At 42.2% G+C, this 16,974-nt stretch carries 17 protein-coding genes; 9 read left to right on the forward strand and 8 right to left on the reverse strand.

The annotated features are described in order from the left end of the window. Positions 1-63 precede the first annotated feature (63 nt). The 3 genes from AB4Z45_RS29800 (at position 64) to AB4Z45_RS29810 (ending at position 1,798) form a co-directional block, all read left to right on the forward strand. Positions 64-417: a VOC family protein gene (locus AB4Z45_RS29800; protein WP_441912942.1), complete on the forward strand. Its 354-nt coding sequence runs from the start codon at positions 64-66 to the stop codon at positions 415-417. 182 nt (positions 418-599) lie between these two features. Next, entirely contained in the window at positions 600-1,193 is a 594-nt protein-coding gene (locus tag AB4Z45_RS29805; RefSeq protein WP_441912944.1) for a DUF1349 domain-containing protein, read from the forward strand. Between the two features lie 74 nt (positions 1,194-1,267). Further along, positions 1,268-1,798 carry a hypothetical protein gene (locus AB4Z45_RS29810; protein WP_441912946.1) on the forward strand — a complete coding sequence of 177 codons (531 nt, stop codon included), beginning with the start codon at positions 1,268-1,270 and terminating at the stop codon, positions 1,796-1,798. Between the two features lie 165 nt (positions 1,799-1,963). Here the strand turns inward: AB4Z45_RS29810 and AB4Z45_RS29815 are convergent, their stop codons facing one another. From AB4Z45_RS29815 to AB4Z45_RS29825, 3 genes are all read right to left on the reverse strand, one after another. Then, a complete protein-coding gene (locus tag AB4Z45_RS29815; protein WP_441912948.1) occupies positions 1,964-2,893 on the reverse strand; it encodes a metallophosphoesterase family protein in 930 nt (309 codons plus the stop codon). A gap of 191 nt (positions 2,894-3,084) precedes the next feature. Beyond that, entirely contained in the window at positions 3,085-3,927 is an 843-nt protein-coding gene (locus tag AB4Z45_RS29820; RefSeq protein ID WP_441912970.1) for an aldo/keto reductase, read from the reverse strand. Beyond that, positions 3,927-5,132, reverse strand: a complete 1,206-nt coding sequence (locus AB4Z45_RS29825; RefSeq protein ID WP_441912950.1) for an MFS transporter — start codon at positions 5,130-5,132, stop codon at positions 3,927-3,929. Before AB4Z45_RS29825 ends, AB4Z45_RS29820 begins: the two co-directional genes overlap by 1 nt. Positions 5,133-5,287: 155 nt before the next feature. Between AB4Z45_RS29825 and AB4Z45_RS29830 the strand changes: the two genes are divergently transcribed. Beyond that, positions 5,288-5,692 (forward strand): winged helix-turn-helix transcriptional regulator, encoded by a 405-nt coding sequence (locus AB4Z45_RS29830; RefSeq protein WP_339205642.1) that lies wholly within the window; start codon positions 5,288-5,290, stop codon positions 5,690-5,692. 61 nt (positions 5,693-5,753) lie between these two features. On the opposite strand, the gene pepT is transcribed toward AB4Z45_RS29830, so the two are convergent. Then, a complete protein-coding gene (gene pepT, locus AB4Z45_RS29835; protein ID WP_441912972.1) occupies positions 5,754-6,986 on the reverse strand; it encodes a peptidase T in 1,233 nt (410 codons plus the stop codon). A 171-nt stretch (positions 6,987-7,157) separates the two neighbouring features. Between pepT and AB4Z45_RS29840 the strand changes: the two genes are divergently transcribed. Then, the gene (locus tag AB4Z45_RS29840; RefSeq protein WP_441912952.1) at positions 7,158-7,865 is read left to right on the forward strand and encodes a DUF421 domain-containing protein; all 708 of its coding nucleotides are present in this window, start codon (positions 7,158-7,160) and stop codon (positions 7,863-7,865) included. Between the two features lie 62 nt (positions 7,866-7,927). On the opposite strand, the gene AB4Z45_RS29845 is transcribed toward AB4Z45_RS29840, so the two are convergent. Both AB4Z45_RS29845 and AB4Z45_RS29850 read right to left on the reverse strand, forming a co-directional pair. Next, complete coding sequence (locus AB4Z45_RS29845; protein ID WP_441912954.1) at positions 7,928-9,451, reverse strand: DHA2 family efflux MFS transporter permease subunit; 1,524 nt, start codon at positions 9,449-9,451, stop codon at positions 7,928-7,930. 1 nt (position 9,452) lies between these two features. Beyond that, entirely contained in the window at positions 9,453-9,989 is a 537-nt protein-coding gene (locus AB4Z45_RS29850; protein WP_441912956.1) for a PadR family transcriptional regulator, read from the reverse strand. Positions 9,990-10,241: 252 nt separating this feature from the next. On the opposite strand from AB4Z45_RS29850, the gene AB4Z45_RS29855 reads away from it, so the two are divergent. Together AB4Z45_RS29855 and AB4Z45_RS29860 are read left to right on the forward strand one after the other, a co-directional pair. Next, positions 10,242-10,841: a TetR/AcrR family transcriptional regulator gene (locus tag AB4Z45_RS29855; RefSeq protein ID WP_441912958.1), complete on the forward strand. Its 600-nt coding sequence runs from the start codon at positions 10,242-10,244 to the stop codon at positions 10,839-10,841. Next, complete coding sequence (locus tag AB4Z45_RS29860) at positions 10,828-11,913, forward strand: DUF418 domain-containing protein (RefSeq protein WP_441912960.1); 1,086 nt, start codon at positions 10,828-10,830, stop codon at positions 11,911-11,913. Before AB4Z45_RS29855 ends, AB4Z45_RS29860 begins: the two co-directional genes overlap by 14 nt. A gap of 103 nt (positions 11,914-12,016) precedes the next feature. On the opposite strand, the gene AB4Z45_RS29865 is transcribed toward AB4Z45_RS29860, so the two are convergent. Continuing rightward, a complete protein-coding gene (locus tag AB4Z45_RS29865; RefSeq protein WP_441912962.1) occupies positions 12,017-13,006 on the reverse strand; it encodes a DMT family transporter in 990 nt (329 codons plus the stop codon). Between the two features lie 165 nt (positions 13,007-13,171). On the opposite strand from AB4Z45_RS29865, the gene AB4Z45_RS29870 reads away from it, so the two are divergent. Continuing rightward, positions 13,172-14,032: a LysR family transcriptional regulator gene (locus AB4Z45_RS29870; protein WP_441912964.1), complete on the forward strand. Its 861-nt coding sequence runs from the start codon at positions 13,172-13,174 to the stop codon at positions 14,030-14,032. Between the two features lie 68 nt (positions 14,033-14,100). Here AB4Z45_RS29870 and AB4Z45_RS29875 read toward each other — a convergent pair whose 3' ends face one another. Beyond that, positions 14,101-14,532 (reverse strand): NUDIX hydrolase, encoded by a 432-nt coding sequence (locus AB4Z45_RS29875; protein WP_441912965.1) that lies wholly within the window; start codon positions 14,530-14,532, stop codon positions 14,101-14,103. 182 nt (positions 14,533-14,714) lie between these two features. Here AB4Z45_RS29875 and AB4Z45_RS29880 point away from each other — a divergent pair. Then, on the forward strand, positions 14,715-16,974 hold a 2,260-nt coding region (locus AB4Z45_RS29880), incomplete at its 3' end, for a fibronectin type III domain-containing protein (RefSeq protein ID WP_441912966.1).

The raw sequence follows: 16,974 nt of genomic DNA on the forward strand, positions 1-16,974 counted from the left end.
AATCTCGAATATCTAATGTAATCGGATAGCTAAAAATCTAATGACAGACAGGAGTTACATACAATGATAAAAGGTTTTGGCGGAATATTTTGGAGAACCAAAAATCTTGAAATGATAACAAAATGGTACAGTGAAGTGTTGAAGCTTGAAATAGGGAATTGGAATGGGACGATGATAAGACCAGAATCCGGAAATGAGACTATTTTTTCTTTTTTTAGTGAGAATGACAGTTATTTTCCATTAGAACAACAAGTGATGTTAAATTTCCAAGTACATAATGTAGACGAGACTATTAAGCATCTTGAACATATGGATATACCACTTGCAAAGAACTTAGAGGTTAGTGAATTTGGGAAGTTTATATGGATTGAAGATCCAGAAGGACGATTGATCGAGCTTTGGGAGAAAAACGGGTAACTATAACTTAACAATCACTATGGAGAGGCTGCCGGCATGAATCGGTAGCCTCGTTTAAGTAATGGGCAGTTAGAATACAATATCGAATAAGAAAAATAGGTTAGTTACATTTCGATTTGCCTAAATAGGATACTGCTGCTAATTCAGCTAATAGATAAATTAGAATTTATGGAGGAATCAAAATGGAAGCAATATTTCAAAGAGATCACTTATTCTGGGTACATGAGCCTAAAGAATATACGATTACTGATGGAGAAATTGTGATTAAAACAGAAGCTGGAACAGATTTTTGGCAAAGAACCTATTATGGTTTTCAAAACAATAATGCTCCTGCTTTGTTAATGAAAACCAATGAGAAATATTTTTCGTTTTTAGTAAAAACGGAATTTGACAGTAAACAACGCTTCGACCAGTGCGGCGTAATTATCTATCAAAATAGTGATAACTGGATAAAGGCTTCTATTGAATATGAAAATGAAGAATACCAGAGATTAGGAAGTGTTGTAACGAACTTAGGCTATTCTGATTGGGCAACTACGGATATTCCTGCAACAAAGAAATTTATGTATTACAGACTAAGCCGGCGTGAAAGCGATTATTGTATTGAAAATTCTTATGATGGTATTCACTATAATCAAATGCGTATTGCACACCTTTTTGAAGGAGCAGACAATATTCAGATTGGTATTTATGCTTGCAGTCCAGAAGAATCTTCATTTAATGCTGTTTTCACAGAAATGAAATTTACTGAATGCGAATGGAAAGAACACAAGTAACAAATTTCAGTTTAACTAATAGATAAATATAAATGATCGAATGGATAATTGGTAAGAGAAGGATATTCAAATTCATGGCTCATAAAGCGGGAAGAGGTATTATGGAACCACCAAAAGGAAGGTTAAAAGTAATTATGTTGTGTGCAGCATTACCACTTGTAGCCGTTTCTGCATTCCTGTTCATATATAATTTCCCAAAAAAGATTGATCTTGAGTATCCAGCTTTGGAATATCGCGTAGGCAAACCTGAAAGTGGAGAAGTAACAACAATCAAAGTTAAGGGAACTATATATAAACCCTTGTTCCGTGATCCATCCTTTCATGGACAATTCATTATTAATAAATATGATTACACAAAAAATTATCAATTACGGGATATAGATTTTTATCAAGATTTATTATTTTATCATCAGAATGAAAATGGAACATCTGTTCACAAGCCTTTAGGTTATCTAATGATCTCGGATAATTTTGCCCAAATGAACATATATGTGAATGAAAATATGAATGATAACCAATTGATAGGGAAGGACCTAAGAATATCGGCACCTGCTAAAAATTACGAGGAAGCCATGAGAATTAACGCAGAGTTAAAAGCGAACTAAATCGGCAAAAATCTGAAGCACCCCCATCGACAACAGGGATGCTCTATTAAGATATACAGTGTCACTTTATATAAAAAATATCTACGTCGTTGAGATTCCACCATTATTACATCAGTTATGTCTTCTCATTGGCGGTTCGTATTAGTATCGTCCTAATGGTTGCAATTAAACTTTCTCAGGAAGATGTTCTGGCTGATTGACGACAACAGATCCATCATCTAGTCTCAGCCATGTTTGGAAGTCAGCTTCCCCTTCGGTCAATTGTATGATCCTTGCACCACGCGGAAAACCCTCTTTTCCATAGGTGTTATAGCCCGTAGCTCTTCCATAACATAGACGGATGCCGTGAAGCTCACCCCAGTAATCATTGATATGATCATGGCCTACGAACGTACCGCGGACATCTTTCATTTCAAGAAAAGCTGTGAAAAGTCCGGAATTGATTTTTGGGCTCGCTACGCCCTCGTGCTTCTGCCCATAGCAGGTATGCTCGTTCCATACCTCGTTATATTCGGGCACAGGGATATGGAAAAACGCAAGCGAGGGCAGTGGCACATCATTGTTTTGTTTCGTCAAACGAGCAGATTGCTCCTTGTACCAGCCAATCTGGCTATGAGTTACCCAGGCATAGCCGCCAACTGGTTGATCGGCATACTCGCCTGAATCCAATAAATATAATGCGGCAGCGGGGCTGCTATTATTTTTAGAATGAATTTCTAGCACATAATTTCCCGCACGATCCCCCAGGCTTGGGCCCATTTCTGTTAAGCTGAGCGGTCTTTCCTGCTGCAAGCGAATAAGCTCTTCTCTGGTGGTGCCAACCTCGGTATCATGATTGCCAAATACAGCTGCCCATGGGATATTAAATTCTTCCGCTGCTTTGGCAGCATTTTTAAAGGACTCTTGTCTATCAGTACAATGCTCACTATAAATAACGTCACCAGTAAAGATCACCAAATCCGGTGATTCTTCTTGCAGGACGTTCTTCATTAGCGAATAGGTTTGTAAATCCTCCTGCTGCCCGTTTTGCCAGTGCAGATCGGTAAATTGAACAATTTTGAATGTGCCATCTACTCGAAAGTTTAAGTTCGCCATAGTACCCTCCACTTGAATCTCATTCGAATTTCCGCCAAAAATATGTAGACAATGGTTTACCCAATGGTTTACGTACATTCATTTCGATATCATTCCGCATTATCCTGCAATAAGGCACGATTAAATAAGGGCTGTCCCAAACGTAGATATATCTGCGTTTGGGACAGCCCTATTGTTGTTCCGCTATGATATTAAAAATCAAAGTTATCGGGATCTGGACCCACCCGAAGATTTTGGTTCAGAGCGTCTATCCGGGACAGCTCACTCTCAGATAGTTCAAAATCAAATACATTACAGTTCTCGATAATGCGATGCTCTTTCGTTGACTTCGGAATCGTTACAATGCCATGCTGTAAATCCCAGCGCAGAATGACTTGAGCAATGGATTTGTTATGCTTTTCAGCAATCTCTTTAAGAACGGGATGATCTAACAGCTGACCTTGCATAAGCGGAGACCATGCTTCGATTTGAATGCCTTGTTTCTTGCAATAGTCGATTAACTCTTTCTGCGTTAGCTGCGGATGGAGCTCCACTTGATTGATCATCGGTTTAACGGCAGCATCTTTCATTAACGTCTCCAAATGATGAATCTGGAAATTGCTCACGCCGATCGCTTTGACTCGGCCATCCTTGTAAAGGGTCTCCAAAGCTCTCCACGCCTCTTGGAATTTGCCTTCTACAGGCCAATGAATCAGGTACAGGTCAAGATAGTCTAAACCGAGTTTATTTAGCGTAGCTTCGTAAGCCGCCAGTGTAGATTCATATCCGAGATCAGCATTCCAAACCTTTGATGTGACAAAAAGCTCTCCTCTAGTCACGTTATACTCAGCCAAAGCTTCACGAATGCCTTGACCGACACCTGTTTCATTGCCATAAATAGCTGCAGTATCAATACTGCGGTAACCGTTTTTAATCGCTGCTTTGACGGACTCGACCAGCTCCGCGCCATCCTCAACTTTAAAGACGCCAAGACCAAACCAAGGCATTTGAACACCGTTGTGAAGTGTAGTTGTATCCTGTAAATGTTTTGCGATCATAGTGAGACCCTCTTTTGTTTTGTTTCATCTTTTTTTTCTAATGCTTTTGCCCAGCCAGTCAAAATAACTGCTCCGAGAACCATCAATCCGCCAACCCATGCCGTATGAATAAGTCCCATCGAGTCCGTAACGACACCGCCCAAATACGCGCCAATGGCGATACCTGCGTTAAACGCAGCGATGTTGACAGCCGAAGCGACATCTACGGCCTTCGGCGCATAACGTTCAGCGAGCATCACGACATGCACTTGCAAGCCAGGTACGTTCATGAATGCAAATAGTCCCATCAAGATAATCGTAATTAAACCAACCACTTTAAACGGCGCGGTGAAGGTAAGAACAAAGAGTATGATAGCCTGTAAAATAAACATGTAAAACAAGGCGGTAATCGGCTTTTTGTTGGCAGCTTTCCCACCAATGACATTGCCGATGGCGATGGCGATGCCGTATACCAAAAGAATGGCCGCTACCGTACTTTCCTTAAATCCGGTTATATCGTGAAGCAACGGGGATAAATAAGTAAAGACAACAAACGTACCCCCGTACCCAATAGCAGTAATCGCGAATGCAAGCAGCAATCGTCCATTCGTAACTAGTTTTATCTGCTCGCGCAGCGGTACTCGATTTCCTTTGCGCAGATCGGAAGGAATCAACACCATATTGGCAATAAAAGCGATAACGCCAATAAGAACTATGCCAACAAAAGCAGCACGCCAGCCCATATGCTGTCCAATCCAAGTGCCTAACGGTACGCCTGTAACGGTAGCTACAGTGAGTCCTGAGAACATAATTGCGATTGCGCTAGCTCTGCGGTTCTCGGGAACGAGATCGGCTGCAATGGTAGCGCCAATTGACATAAATACGCCATGAGCCAGTGCTGAGATGACGCGTGCGGTAAGTAAAATACCAACGCCGCTTGCCGATGCTGCAAGGCTGTTCCCAGCAATAAAAACAATCATGATCCAAAACAATAAAGTTTTTCTCGGAATCGTAGATGTTATAGATGTTAATATTGGAGCTCCAAAAGTAACCCCAAGAGCATACAACGTAACGGTTAATGCCGATGTTGTAACCGATATATTCAAGTCTTCAGATATAAGCGGGAGCAGCCCTACACTGATGAACTCTGTTGTCCCAATCGCAAAGGCGCTTATGGCTAACGCTAGAAGCGCAAGGGTACTTCTTTTTTTATCTAAAGCCATTTGTATAACCCCTTTTGTATGGTATTGCCGGCCGGTAAGTGCTATTATGATGGGTTTAGGCAGTAATGAACAGTACGTACTTTGAAGTGCTATAGGTACTAAAAAGTAATAAATGCATAAGCAGCAGGCTTTAGCTCGATTGGGGAGGACAATTCATGATTAAGAAAAAATACAATATTTCAGTGGAAGCGACCTTGGAGGTTATTGGAGGAAAATGGAAATGCGTAATCCTTTGTCACTTAACGCATGGCAAAAAAAGAACGAGTGATCTCAAACGTATTATGCCCTCCATAACACAAAAGATGTTAACGCAGCAGCTGAGAGAGCTTGAGCAGGATGGCATCGTGAATCGAATAAGCTACAATGAGGTCCCGCCGCGGGTTGAATATGAGCTCAGTGAATACGGATGGAGCTTAAAATCGATATTGGACTCCCTCTGCTCATGGGGCGAGATTCATATTATTAAAGAATACGGCAATAAGGCTGCCGTATTGGAAGACAATGGCCTAAATAATCTTGAGATGGATATCGTCGAACAGGAAGAAGATGTGCTTTGCTAAACCATCAAATAACAAACAGCTGTCGTCATGTGGACGACAGCCTGTTTGTTTATGACGATTATTAAGCTTTTTGTTCGTACAGCTTAACGATTTCAATAATCGTATTGACGGCTTGTACCATATTGTTAACCGATACATATTCAAATCGGCCATGATAATTTTCTCCGCCGGTAAAAATATTCGGAGTCGGCAATCCCATGTAGGAAAGCTGCGAGCCGTCTGTGCCGCCGCGAATCGGCTCGATTAGCGGGGTAATGCCAAGGTTGATCATCGCTTGCTCTGCGATGTCTACGACTTGGATCACCGGCTCGATTTTCTCCTTCATATTGTAGTATTGATCTTTTATTTCAAGCACAATACGTTCTTCTCCGTGCTTCGCTTTCAGTTCCTCTACGATACGAGTTAGCTCCAGCTTTCTTTCATTAAATCGGATGCGGTCATGATCACGTATCAAATAATGAAGCTCCGTTTGCTCGACGTCGCCTTGAATGGATGACAGGTGGTAGAAGCCTTCATGGCCTTCTGTCTGCTCAGGTGTTTCGTTAGCCGGCAGTTTTGCGTGGAGCTCCATCGCCATTTTGGCGGCATTGATCATTTTGCCTTTGGCCGTTCCGGGATGCACGTTTTTGCCTTTGCATATAATGACAGCGCCAGCGGCATTAAAGCTTTCGTATTGAAGCTCGCCCAGCGGACCTCCATCCATTGTATAGGCATAGACCGCATCAAAGGCTTGTACATCAAACTTATGCGGACCTCGGCCGATTTCTTCATCAGGTGTGAAGGCTACTCTTATTTTACCGTGCTTCAACTCAGGATGATTAATGAGATGAGCCATCGCTGTCATGATCTCAGTTATGCCTGCTTTATCGTCTGCACCAAGCAGTGTCGTGCCGTCTGTTGTAATCAACGTATGACCTTTATAGCCGTGCAGCTCTGGGAAGTCGTTCGGTGACATAATGATGCGCTGTGCTTCATTTAAGATAATGTCGTTCCCGTCATATTGTTCAATAATTTGCGGCTTGACGTTAGTGCCAGTAAAGTCAGTTGCTGTATCGATATGCGCAAGGAAACCGATGGTTGGGATCTCTTTATCCGTATTGGCTGGAAGGGTAGCCATGACATAGCCGTTAACATCCATCGTAACCTCTTGCATGCCGATGGCTTTCAATTCCTCTACTAGCATATTAGCTAACGTCAGTTGTCCGGGCGTGGAAGGGCAGGTTTCGCTGCTTTCATCGGACTGTGTGTCCACCTGCGCGTAAGTGATAAATCTGTTTATAATCTCGGTTTTCATCATTCTCAGCTCCAATACAAATAGTCATATAGCAAAATACAATACAAAAGCGACGTATCTTCATCGTCACTAGAAGTGGTCTCTAATCTGTTCACTTTAAAGATGATACGCTGTTCCATGATTTTTTTCAAATCGCTTGGGTAACAATAAGAGTAGAGGTGGAATCACAGCATGCATACCTATATGGATATTTTAATACGTACGATTGTTGCTATTTTACTGCTTCTACTAGTAGCTAGAATATTGGGGAAACAGACGATTTCCAACATGACATTTCATGATTTTGTGACCGGCATTACGATAGGGGCACTTGCAGCCAATTTGGCATTCAATGAAACATTGAAATGGTCGCATATTACTTTGTCACTCGCGGTTATGACGGTTACGTCTTATCTGTTATCTGTCGTTGCCTTAAAGAGCCGTAAATTAAGAAGCTGGATTTCAGGCTCCCCCACGGTACTCATTGAAGGCGGAAAAATCCTTGAGAATAATATGAAGAAGGTTAGATATACTTTGGATTCTTTGGATCAAGCTTTAAGAGAAAATGGGATTTTTAATATGGATGAGGTTGAATATGCAGTTCTTGAGGATAATGGAATGGTGTCTGTATTAAAAAAAGACGAGTATCAGCTTGTCACGAAAAAGGACATGAAACTTCAATTAAACAAGCTGGAGTTTCCAATTGAATTGATTATGGATGGTTTACTTTTGGAAAAAGAAATGAAAGAGAATGGGCTGACGAAGGAATGGCTGGAAAACGAACTGAGAAAGAAAGGGAAGAAAATATCTGACGTTTTCTACGCGGTAAGAGGGACAAAGAAGCAGCTCATCTTTGACTTTTATGAAGACGGTATACATAAACCTACGGATAAAGAATAAGGATGCACGCAACGGTAATTTGCATCGCAGATCACAGATTACCGTTACATGTCCGTTTACCTCTATATATGTGTAGCGCTGGTGGTTGTTTTTTTTGTGGCTCCGAGTCTGCTTGCACCAACAAACATAGCGGTGATTAAGCCAATGCTGCCCACACAAATGCTGAGTATAAAGCCGTGATTGATCGCTGTTGCCAGCGCCTCTTGCAGAAACTTGCGTATTTGCGGATCTAGCTGACCACCTGCTCGCATGAGCAGTTCCGGATTGGCAAGTGTATTGATTTTGTCAGAAGGAATGCCAGCTTTATCTGCACCTGCCGTAATTAACCGATGCAAGTTGTTGTTCACAATCGTCGCCATAATGGATGCACCCAATATGCCGCCAATGTTGCGCCAGAAGCCGACGATAGATGAGCTGACGCCCATATATTTAGGATCAACGTTTGCAGCAATCGAGCTCTGTGCGACACTCATTAGAGGGCCAACGGCACCAAAGCCAAGCAGAATCATAAGTACAATCATATAGCCGCTGGAAGCATGAGCGCTAACTGTAGAAAGCAGCGTAGCTACAATAATAGTCATTAGCATAGTGAACAGCATGAGTGTACGGAAGGCGAATTTGGACTGCAGGAAACCAAATAGAATAGCACCCCCGATTAACGAGGCCATCATAGGCGTCAATACGCCGTTTGAGTTGCTATGTCCTAACACCCCTACCGTAAAGCTAGGTAGATACGTAATGGCGGAGAACATAATGACGCCCTGGCAGAAGCAAAGAATACTTGTGCCCAAGACCATCTTATTTTTAAAGATACTTAGTGGAAGGACGGGTTCAGGAGCTCGCAGCTCGACGAAAATAAATAAAGCGCCGATTACAGCTGAGATCGTGAATAAGCTAATTTCCTGCCAGGAGCTCCATGCGTAGTTTTTGCCGCCCCATTCGAGCGCCAGCATTAAGGAGACCGTAGTAACGATCAAAAACAATGTTCCCAAATAATCGATTTTTGGTTTTTGCTCGGAACGTGTTTCTTTGAGCGCAATCATCAGAACAATCATGGATGCCAAACCGATGGGAATGTTGATATAGAAGTTCCATCTCCAACCAAAGTGTTCAGCAATGAAGCTGCCGAGCTGCGGGCCTGCAACGGAGGAGAGGCCGAAAATCGCGCCGAATACGCCAGACATTTTTGCTGCATCCTTCGGGTCTTTAAATATCGTATAAATAATCGTAAAGCTGATTGGGAACAAGGCGCCGGAGCCAATTCCTTGAATGACGCGGAACCAGATGAGCTGATCAGCACTCTGAGCGATACCGCATAAGGCGGAGCCGATCAAGAACAAGCCAATACCAATCATATAAAACATTTTTCTGCCGAATAGGTCGGACATCTTGCCGAACACGAGCATCGTGCTTGTTGCTGCCAGCATGTAGGCGGTAAATACCCAGCTGACTTTATCGAAAATGTTAAAGTCCTGACTGAGCTTGTTAATGCAGGAGGCGACAATCGTATTGTCCAAAGATGCCATTAATAACCCTAGTGCCATGGCAAGAATGATGAGGTTATTGTTTGAACGTGATTTTTCCATCCTAAACCCTCTTTTCCTGTTCTAATTTATCCATACGATCCAGCCCCTCTTGGATCGCTTCCAGCTTAGCACTATATTCCTTAATTCCGATTTCAATGCATATGATATGTCCAGGCTGCATGGTGCTTTTATATAGGGCGTATTTATCGCGCAGCTGATCGAGCTGTGTCTGTGTATACTCTTGTGCCTGCTTCAACCACATAACTACCATGTCATTGCCTACCAGCTGGCCAAAATAAAGCCGCATCAGGAAATCTGATTTGACCGTATCCGTTTCCATCGGGCTGTGCAGATATTCGTAAAATCTGCTTTTCCCAGCCTCTGTGATAGTGAACACATTTTTATTCGGCTTGCCCTCTTGCTGCACATTTTCCTTCGTGATCAAAGCCTCTTTTTCCATCCGATGCAGCATCGGATAAATCGTTCCATAGCTTGAGCTATAGAAATAAGAGAAAATATCCTCAAACAATTGCTTGATTTCATAACCGGACAATGATCGTTTCATAAGCATGCCTAAAATAACGTCCTGACTGTTCAAAGCAAATGTGCCTCCTTGTCATTTTACTTAGGATAGAATGGGTGTAAGTGTAATAAATATCCATATTTATATTACGATCCATAATATATCACTCCGATATAGGTGGTGTCAATATTTAGAAATAAAACAATTGGTAAATAAAAAAGAATGAGTAAATCACTCACTTTTCATAAAATTCTACCTAACGATAGGTTGAAAAATAATAATAAGAGTGATATTCTAAAACAAATTCAAGGTATAGGAGGAGTTGCAATGAGTAAAAGCGAGGAAACATTGGCATCCATCAAAGAAGTGAGCTATCAACTATTTGCAGAGGTGGGCATTACGAAAACGACTTATTCGATGATTGCTAAAGCCGTTGGAATAGCTAAGCCGTCCATTTATTATTACTTTAAATCGAAAGAAGATCTCATAGCGGCAATTTTTGAGGACTTGTGCAGCGCGATTCAGTTCTCGACATTTTTTGAAATGGATACTTTTACAAAAGACAATTTTGAGGAGAAGCTAGTTAAGCTCGGACTCCATATGATTGATGAGCAGGCTAAGGACCCTTATTATAATCGCGTATTGCAGGAATATATGTTAATGGCAACAAGGTATCCCTTTTATCACGAGAAGCTGCTTATGATCCAAAAAGGGTATTTGCACGGCTTTGAGATGCTGATGGAGAAAGCTAAACATTTTGGACTTGTTTCAGATCAGGCGAGTGCTGCCAAAGCACATATGCTTGCCTTAGTGCTTGATAACATTGGCAACTTTATGATGCTGGTTGAACATATTGATTATAAACAGATCTGGGTAGAGGCTGTAAGCGGCGTTTTCAAAGGAAGTGATGCTAGTGGAAGTAAGTAAACGATTGATTGGGCTGGATTTTGCCCGTGCATGGGCACTGTTCGGCATGCTCATCGTAAACTTTATTGTAATTACAAATGCTGAGCATAATGGCCCTGCGTGGTTGATTACTGTTACTTCGTTATTTCAAGGACGAGCCTCGGCTTTATTCGTCTTACTTGCTGGCATAGGCATTTCGCTCATGTCTCGGAAAGCTGTTGCTAGTCACGATAAAACAAAGATTAGGGTTGTTCGCCAAATGATTTGGAAAAGATCGCTGTTCTTGTTTGTAATCGGATTACTGCTATATGTTATGGAATGGACAGGTGATATTTTACATTATTATGGTGTTTATCTGTTCATGGCTGCAGTGCTAATTACGGTAAGAGACAGGATATTGTATGGACTGGGCGCAGCTATATTAATAACAGCACAATGCCTTCAGCTTGTATTCGATACCTTTAAAGGATGGGGCGGTCCTGTACCGTTTATGCATTATGTGGATTTTTGGACGTTGGAAGGTTTTGTTCGCAATTTATTTTTTAATGGCTATCATCCTATATTTCCATGGTTTTGTTTCTTCATCATCGGACTCTTAATAGGAAGAATAGATTTTCATAACAAGGCGCTTCGAATGAAGCTGCTGATCATTGGAGCAAGTGTCACGATTACCATGGAGCTGCTGTCAAAAATGCTAACTGTTTTGTTCATCCCGAGCATGGGTAGCGAAAGTGTTAAGTTTTTGTTCAGCACGGGTCCGATTCTGCCGAATGTTTTGTACATATTATCTGCATCGGGTTCGGCTATTGCCTTCTTAATTCTAAGTCTGTTCTTGACTGAAAAATACGATAAAAGCTGGTTTATAAACGTTATCGTACAAACAGGCCAGTTAACGTTGACTCATTATGTGAGCCATGTGGTAATTGGTATCGGTGTTCTCATTGCACTAAATCGATTGGAAAACCAATCGTTGATATTCGCCTCTATATACTCATTTTGTTTTTTCTTATTTAGCATTCTATGTAGTGTGCTTTGGCGTAAGAGATTTTCAAGAGGGCCGATTGAACTGCTGATGAGGAAAATTACGGGATAAAGCGGCAAGCTTATCCATCCGCTCTCTTTACAATAACGAAGTTAAAAACAACACCACTCCATCAGGAGTGGTGTTGTTGTTTTATATTTATCTTATAGTTTGGTTAAGGGGTAGCTTTGACAGCCTGACCATTGGGATGACGAGGAGCAGCATAAGTGCTCGGATTAGCTTTGCTCATTGCTTTTCTCTGCTGCACATTGTTTCGAACAAGCGCGAAGATGACGAGCAAGGTGCCGAAAAACTCATAAGCGCTAATGTGGTAGCCTTGAAAAGCCATAATGACGAAAGTAGTAATCGGAACGAAATTAATGAACAATATGCCATTTAGCGGCGATAATAATTTGATGCCTGCATTCCAGCATAACAAAGCAGCTAATCCAGGCAATAGAATCATAAAGGACATTTCATATTTGATTGAAAGTATCGTTTCCCAAGTGGGTACAGGCAGCACGCCAAAGGTGGATGCAAGTGTAACGATAACAAAAGATACGGCGCTGCCGAGCAAACAGGTTAACGTGGAATAGCGGAGTATGGACCATTGTTTAAACTGCGTACCGCCCATGGAGTAGATCACCCATCCAACAACTCCTGTAAAGATGAGCAGGAGCGGGAACATATGTTGACCAGCCATTATGAAAAAAGCTAATTTTCCGTTTGTAATGACGAGTAAGGCGCCTACAAGGGCGATGGCTACACTCGTCAGCATATATTTTTTGGGCGCGGTTTTTTTAGTGACCCACAATACCATAATAGATATCATCGGCATAAGCACTTCCATTATGGAAGCAGCGACGGTGCCGGATTCCCCCATCATATGCTGTCCAAGGAATACGGCCATATTGTAGACTGTAAAGGCCATTGTCCCATAGAACAATAAAGATTTACCTCTGCCCTCTAAGCGGAATGCAGATTTACCCTCTTTCACTAGCAAGAGCACGCTCAGAATGATTGCAACGACAAAATAGCGAATAAACGAGAAATAAAATGGATCAATTTGCTGTAAAGCAACGTGGGCTACAGGAAACATGGCTCCCCACGACATACTTGCAACGAGGCAAAGTATAGAGCCGATAATGACTTGTTTTTTAAGCACGAGTGGTCTCTCTCCCTAATAGAAATTATGCCGAGTTATTGTCTATTTCCAATGATAGGGGGTAGCAAGACGATAGTAAAACGATTGAAAATAAAGTTTATCATCATTTATAATGATATCTAACATATAAGATCATCTGAATCGAATGGCAGTGGAGGGGTGCGCTTGGAATTTAAGGATTTGAAAATTTTTCAAACCGTTGCTGCACACGGCAGTATCAGCAAAGCAGCGCTCGAGCTGAATTACGTGCAATCCAATGTAACAGCAAGAATTAAGCTGCTGGAAAAAGAACTGGATACGCCGTTATTTTATCGCCATAAGCGCGGAATGATTTTAAATACGGAAGGCAAACGTCTGCTCGAGCATTCGAAAGAGATCTTGTCCAAAATGGAAGAAATGAAGCGTACCTTTCACAATAAAACAAATCCTTCCGGTGTCCTGGAAATCGGAATTGTGGAAACCGTTATCGCGCTTCCTCATATTTTATCGTCGTATTACAGCAAGTATCCGAATGTAGAATTATCGCTGAAAGCCGGAGTGACGGATCAGCTGCTGCAAGAAGTTCTGGATATGAAGCTGGATGGCGCTTTTGTTACCGGACCTATTAGGCATCCCTTAATCGAGCAGGTAGAGGTTATTCAAGAAAAGCTAGTGCTGGTGACAAAGGGTGATGCGTTCTCGATGGACGACATTACGACAAAACCGCTCTTGCTCTACAACAAAGGCTGCGGTTACCGCGGGAGACTGGAAAGCTGGATGAAGGTAGAGGGCATAATTCCAAAACAAATTATGGAGTTTGGCACTTTTGGGACGATTATTGGCAGTGTCGCAGCGGGGGTAGGCATAACGATTATTCCCGAATCCTCGATTATTGATTTGGCTGCTAACGGCACCGTTTACTGTCATAGTGTACCTGAGCCATATCGTGATATTACGACAATTTTTATTCGGCGCAAGGATTCCTATTTAACGAGTACATTACAATGCTTTATTGATGAAATTATTGCTCGGACGAGCGGAGTGTAGTCGAATGTGATATGAAAAAAAATCGGTGCAGGGATTACGCCTGCACCGACTTTTTTCATAGCCTTTCCTTATTCGAACCACTGTCTCGGCCCTATCGTGTGGAAGCTCTCCGTCTGATCTGGATTCAAAGCATCTTGGATTCGTTTATAAGTAAAGTCACTCAATGGTCTAGGCAGATCATCAATATGGCAGTACTGGCAGGCTGTAATTTCTTTATAACAAGGCTGAGGGGCTTGATTGTTTACGGTTTTGCAAATGAAAACAAAGTGGTGCATATCATAATGCGGCTCGTAGTATACACCCGTTAAGCGATCTACGGTTACCTCGAGACCTGTTTCTTCTAATACTTCTCTTCTCGCCGTTTCCTGCGCAGACTCGTTTTGTTCGGATAACCCGCCGGGTATTTCCCAATTGTATTTTCCATAGTTATGTTTCACCAGCAGAACACGATTTTCAGAATCAACGATAATAGCAGCCGCACCAACCGGTTTGTTTGACAATTAAAGTCCTCCTATTTATCTGTATGAATAATGGCATTCTCTATACGGAACCATATGGAAAAAAGTTGCAGCGATATTTACAATACCTTCACCCTGAGATAATAGAGCAATGATATCTTCTTGTTATGATGAGGCAGTCATGTTTATGCGGATTGTCAAAATTGTTTACAAAGGAGATTATTATGAACTACGTCAACAAAAAGGTATTATCTATTCTGTTATCCTTGGCATTATTGCTTGGTTTGCTCGGAGCAGCCGCACCATCCCCGGTCGCTGCTGCTTCTGCGACTGAGCCGGTGACGTTACTGCCGGGAAATTCGGTTTGGAAATATTACGATAAAGGTATAAATCAAGGCACAGTATGGAGGTCTACTTATGACGATTCGGCGTGGAGCTCGGGCAGTGCCCCGCTTGGTTATAAGGATTCCGGCGCAATAATCAGTGCAACTGGTTTTGGCGCATTGAAAACAATTGTAGATTATGGAACGAATAAAAGTAAAAAACCTCCGACGACATATTTTCGGACGAATCTGAATGTAGATAAGAACAGCGTTGACCATTATGGACAGCTGCTAGCTACATTTGCCATTGATGATGGTGCAGTGGTTTATGTAAATGGAGTAGAGGTTGTCCGTCTGGGCATGCCGACAGGCGAAGTTTCTTATGAAACGCTTGCGGCTTCGAATAAGGATCTTCCAGTCGTTTATCCAGATGTAGACCTAACAATACCATTAAAGGCTGCCTTAAAAGACGGTAACAATGAGCTTGCTGTTGAGGTTCATCAGCAAAGCGCCGGCAGCTCCGACCTCTTCTTTGATATGAAGCTGATTGCTCTGCAAGAGGCACCTAAGGTAGAAGTAAGTAAAGTGACGGTCACTTTCAATGGTGATCCCGTCAGTTCAAAAGGATTTACATGGTACACGCCGTTTGACGCAAGTCAAAGCGATTTGCAAGTGGTAGAAAAAACAGGTGCTGCAGCAGATTTTACGAACGCAACGGCATTTAAGGGTCGTTCAACCGTTGCCAAGAACTCCTTAGCAGAGCTTGTTCATAAAGCTGAAGCGACGGGCTTGAAAGCAAACACAACGTATTACTTCCGTGTAGGCGATCAGTCGTTGAATTTGTGGAGTGAGACAGGCACATTCCAAACCGCACCAACAGGCGGAGCGTTCTCCTTTATTGATTTAACGGATACACAAGCGAAGGAAGAGGACGAGGCGCAAATCTCGGGCTCAACCATAGCTAAGGCGCTAGAAACTGTGCCAGATGCAAAATTCGTCGTTCATAATGGCGATGTAGTTGAGAATGGGACATCCGAGCAGGAGTGGAATTGGCTGCTTGGACATTCACAACCAAGTTTGCTGAATACAACGATTGTACCTTCAGCTGGTAACCATGAGGATAAAAACTACGCATTTTATGATCATTTTAATGTGAAGCAAGCTGAAAATTCAGCAACAGTAACAGGTGCTTATTATTCGTACGATTACAGCAATGCTCATTTTATCGTGCTGAATTCGAACGAGAACTCAACTGAGTATGCGAATTTCTCAGTAGACCAGGTAGAATGGTTGAAGAAAGATGCAGCAGCAGCGAAAGCAGCAGGCGCAGAGTGGATCATCGTTAATATTCATAAAGGTCCATATACAACTTCAAACCATGCGACGGACAGCGATATTATGGGCGCTAACGGCGTAAGAAACAAAATCGCTCCACTCATGAATGAACTAGGCATTGATTTTGTGCTTCAAGGACATGACCATATCTTTGCTCGTACCAAACCAATTAAAAAGGATGGCACTGCAGAATCGGTTGAAAAAATTACAGAATCTCTAAATGGACAAACAATTGAATACGCAGTAAAGCCTGACGGCACGATTTATATGATTCCAGCTACAGCTGGTGCGAAAGTTTATTTCAAGAACCAAGATGCACGGCTTGGCGATGCGTATTACAATCTCTTCGATAAAGCGGATGAAAATCATGCTCGCAAGTATGGCGACACGACAAGTGCAGCACGTGGAAAGGTACAGAACTTCGTTGGCGTTAACATTGATGGCGGCAAGTTAACCGCTGTTGTTTACGAAATTGACGGTAATATTGATGGCGGAAAACCGTTCATCGTAGATCAATTCGGTATTCTAAAAGAAGAAAAGCCGGACTACAGCAAAGAAAAAGTAAGCAAGGTTACGGTAACTTTTAACGGCGATCCAGTAAGCTCCAAAGGTTTTGCATGGTACACTTCACTGCTTCTTAAAGGCAATGACCTTCAAGTAGTAGAGAAGACGAACGAAGCGCCAGATTTCACAAAAGCAATTAATTTTGCAGGTCGTTCTACCGTTTCATCCAACTCACCTTCTGAGCTTGTTCATAAGGCAGAAGCAACGGGCTTGAAGGCAAATACGTCATACAATTTCCGTGTGGGCGACGCGGCACTGAACA

The sequence above is a fragment of the Paenibacillus sp. MCAF9 genome (assembly GCF_052114265.1).
In the GTDB taxonomy this organism is placed as follows: Bacteria; Bacillota; Bacilli; order Paenibacillales; family Paenibacillaceae; genus Pristimantibacillus.

What these genes read in the sequence shown, in the direction of transcription:
- AB4Z45_RS29830 (WP_339205642.1), top strand. Translation starts at nt 5,288, where the DNA reads ATGATTAAGAAAAAATACAATATTTCAGTGGAAGCGACCTTGGAGGTT.
- AB4Z45_RS29810 (WP_441912946.1), top strand. Translation starts at nt 1,268, where the DNA reads ATGGCTCATAAAGCGGGAAGAGGTATTATGGAACCACCAAAAGGAAGG.
- AB4Z45_RS29815 (WP_441912948.1), bottom strand. Translation starts at nt 2,893, where the DNA reads ATGGCGAACTTAAACTTTCGAGTAGATGGCACATTCAAAATTGTTCAA.
- AB4Z45_RS29845 (WP_441912954.1), bottom strand. Translation starts at nt 9,451, where the DNA reads ATGGAAAAATCACGTTCAAACAATAACCTCATCATTCTTGCCATGGCA.
- AB4Z45_RS29805 (WP_441912944.1), top strand. Translation starts at nt 600, where the DNA reads ATGGAAGCAATATTTCAAAGAGATCACTTATTCTGGGTACATGAGCCT.
- AB4Z45_RS29855 (WP_441912958.1), top strand. Translation starts at nt 10,242, where the DNA reads ATGAGTAAAAGCGAGGAAACATTGGCATCCATCAAAGAAGTGAGCTAT.
- pepT (WP_441912972.1), bottom strand. Translation starts at nt 6,986, where the DNA reads ATGAAAACCGAGATTATAAACAGATTTATCACTTACGCGCAGGTGGAC.
- AB4Z45_RS29840 (WP_441912952.1), top strand. Translation starts at nt 7,158, where the DNA reads ATGCATACCTATATGGATATTTTAATACGTACGATTGTTGCTATTTTA.
- AB4Z45_RS29825 (WP_441912950.1), bottom strand. Translation starts at nt 5,132, where the DNA reads ATGGCTTTAGATAAAAAAAGAAGTACCCTTGCGCTTCTAGCGTTAGCC.
- AB4Z45_RS29800 (WP_441912942.1), top strand. Translation starts at nt 64, where the DNA reads ATGATAAAAGGTTTTGGCGGAATATTTTGGAGAACCAAAAATCTTGAA.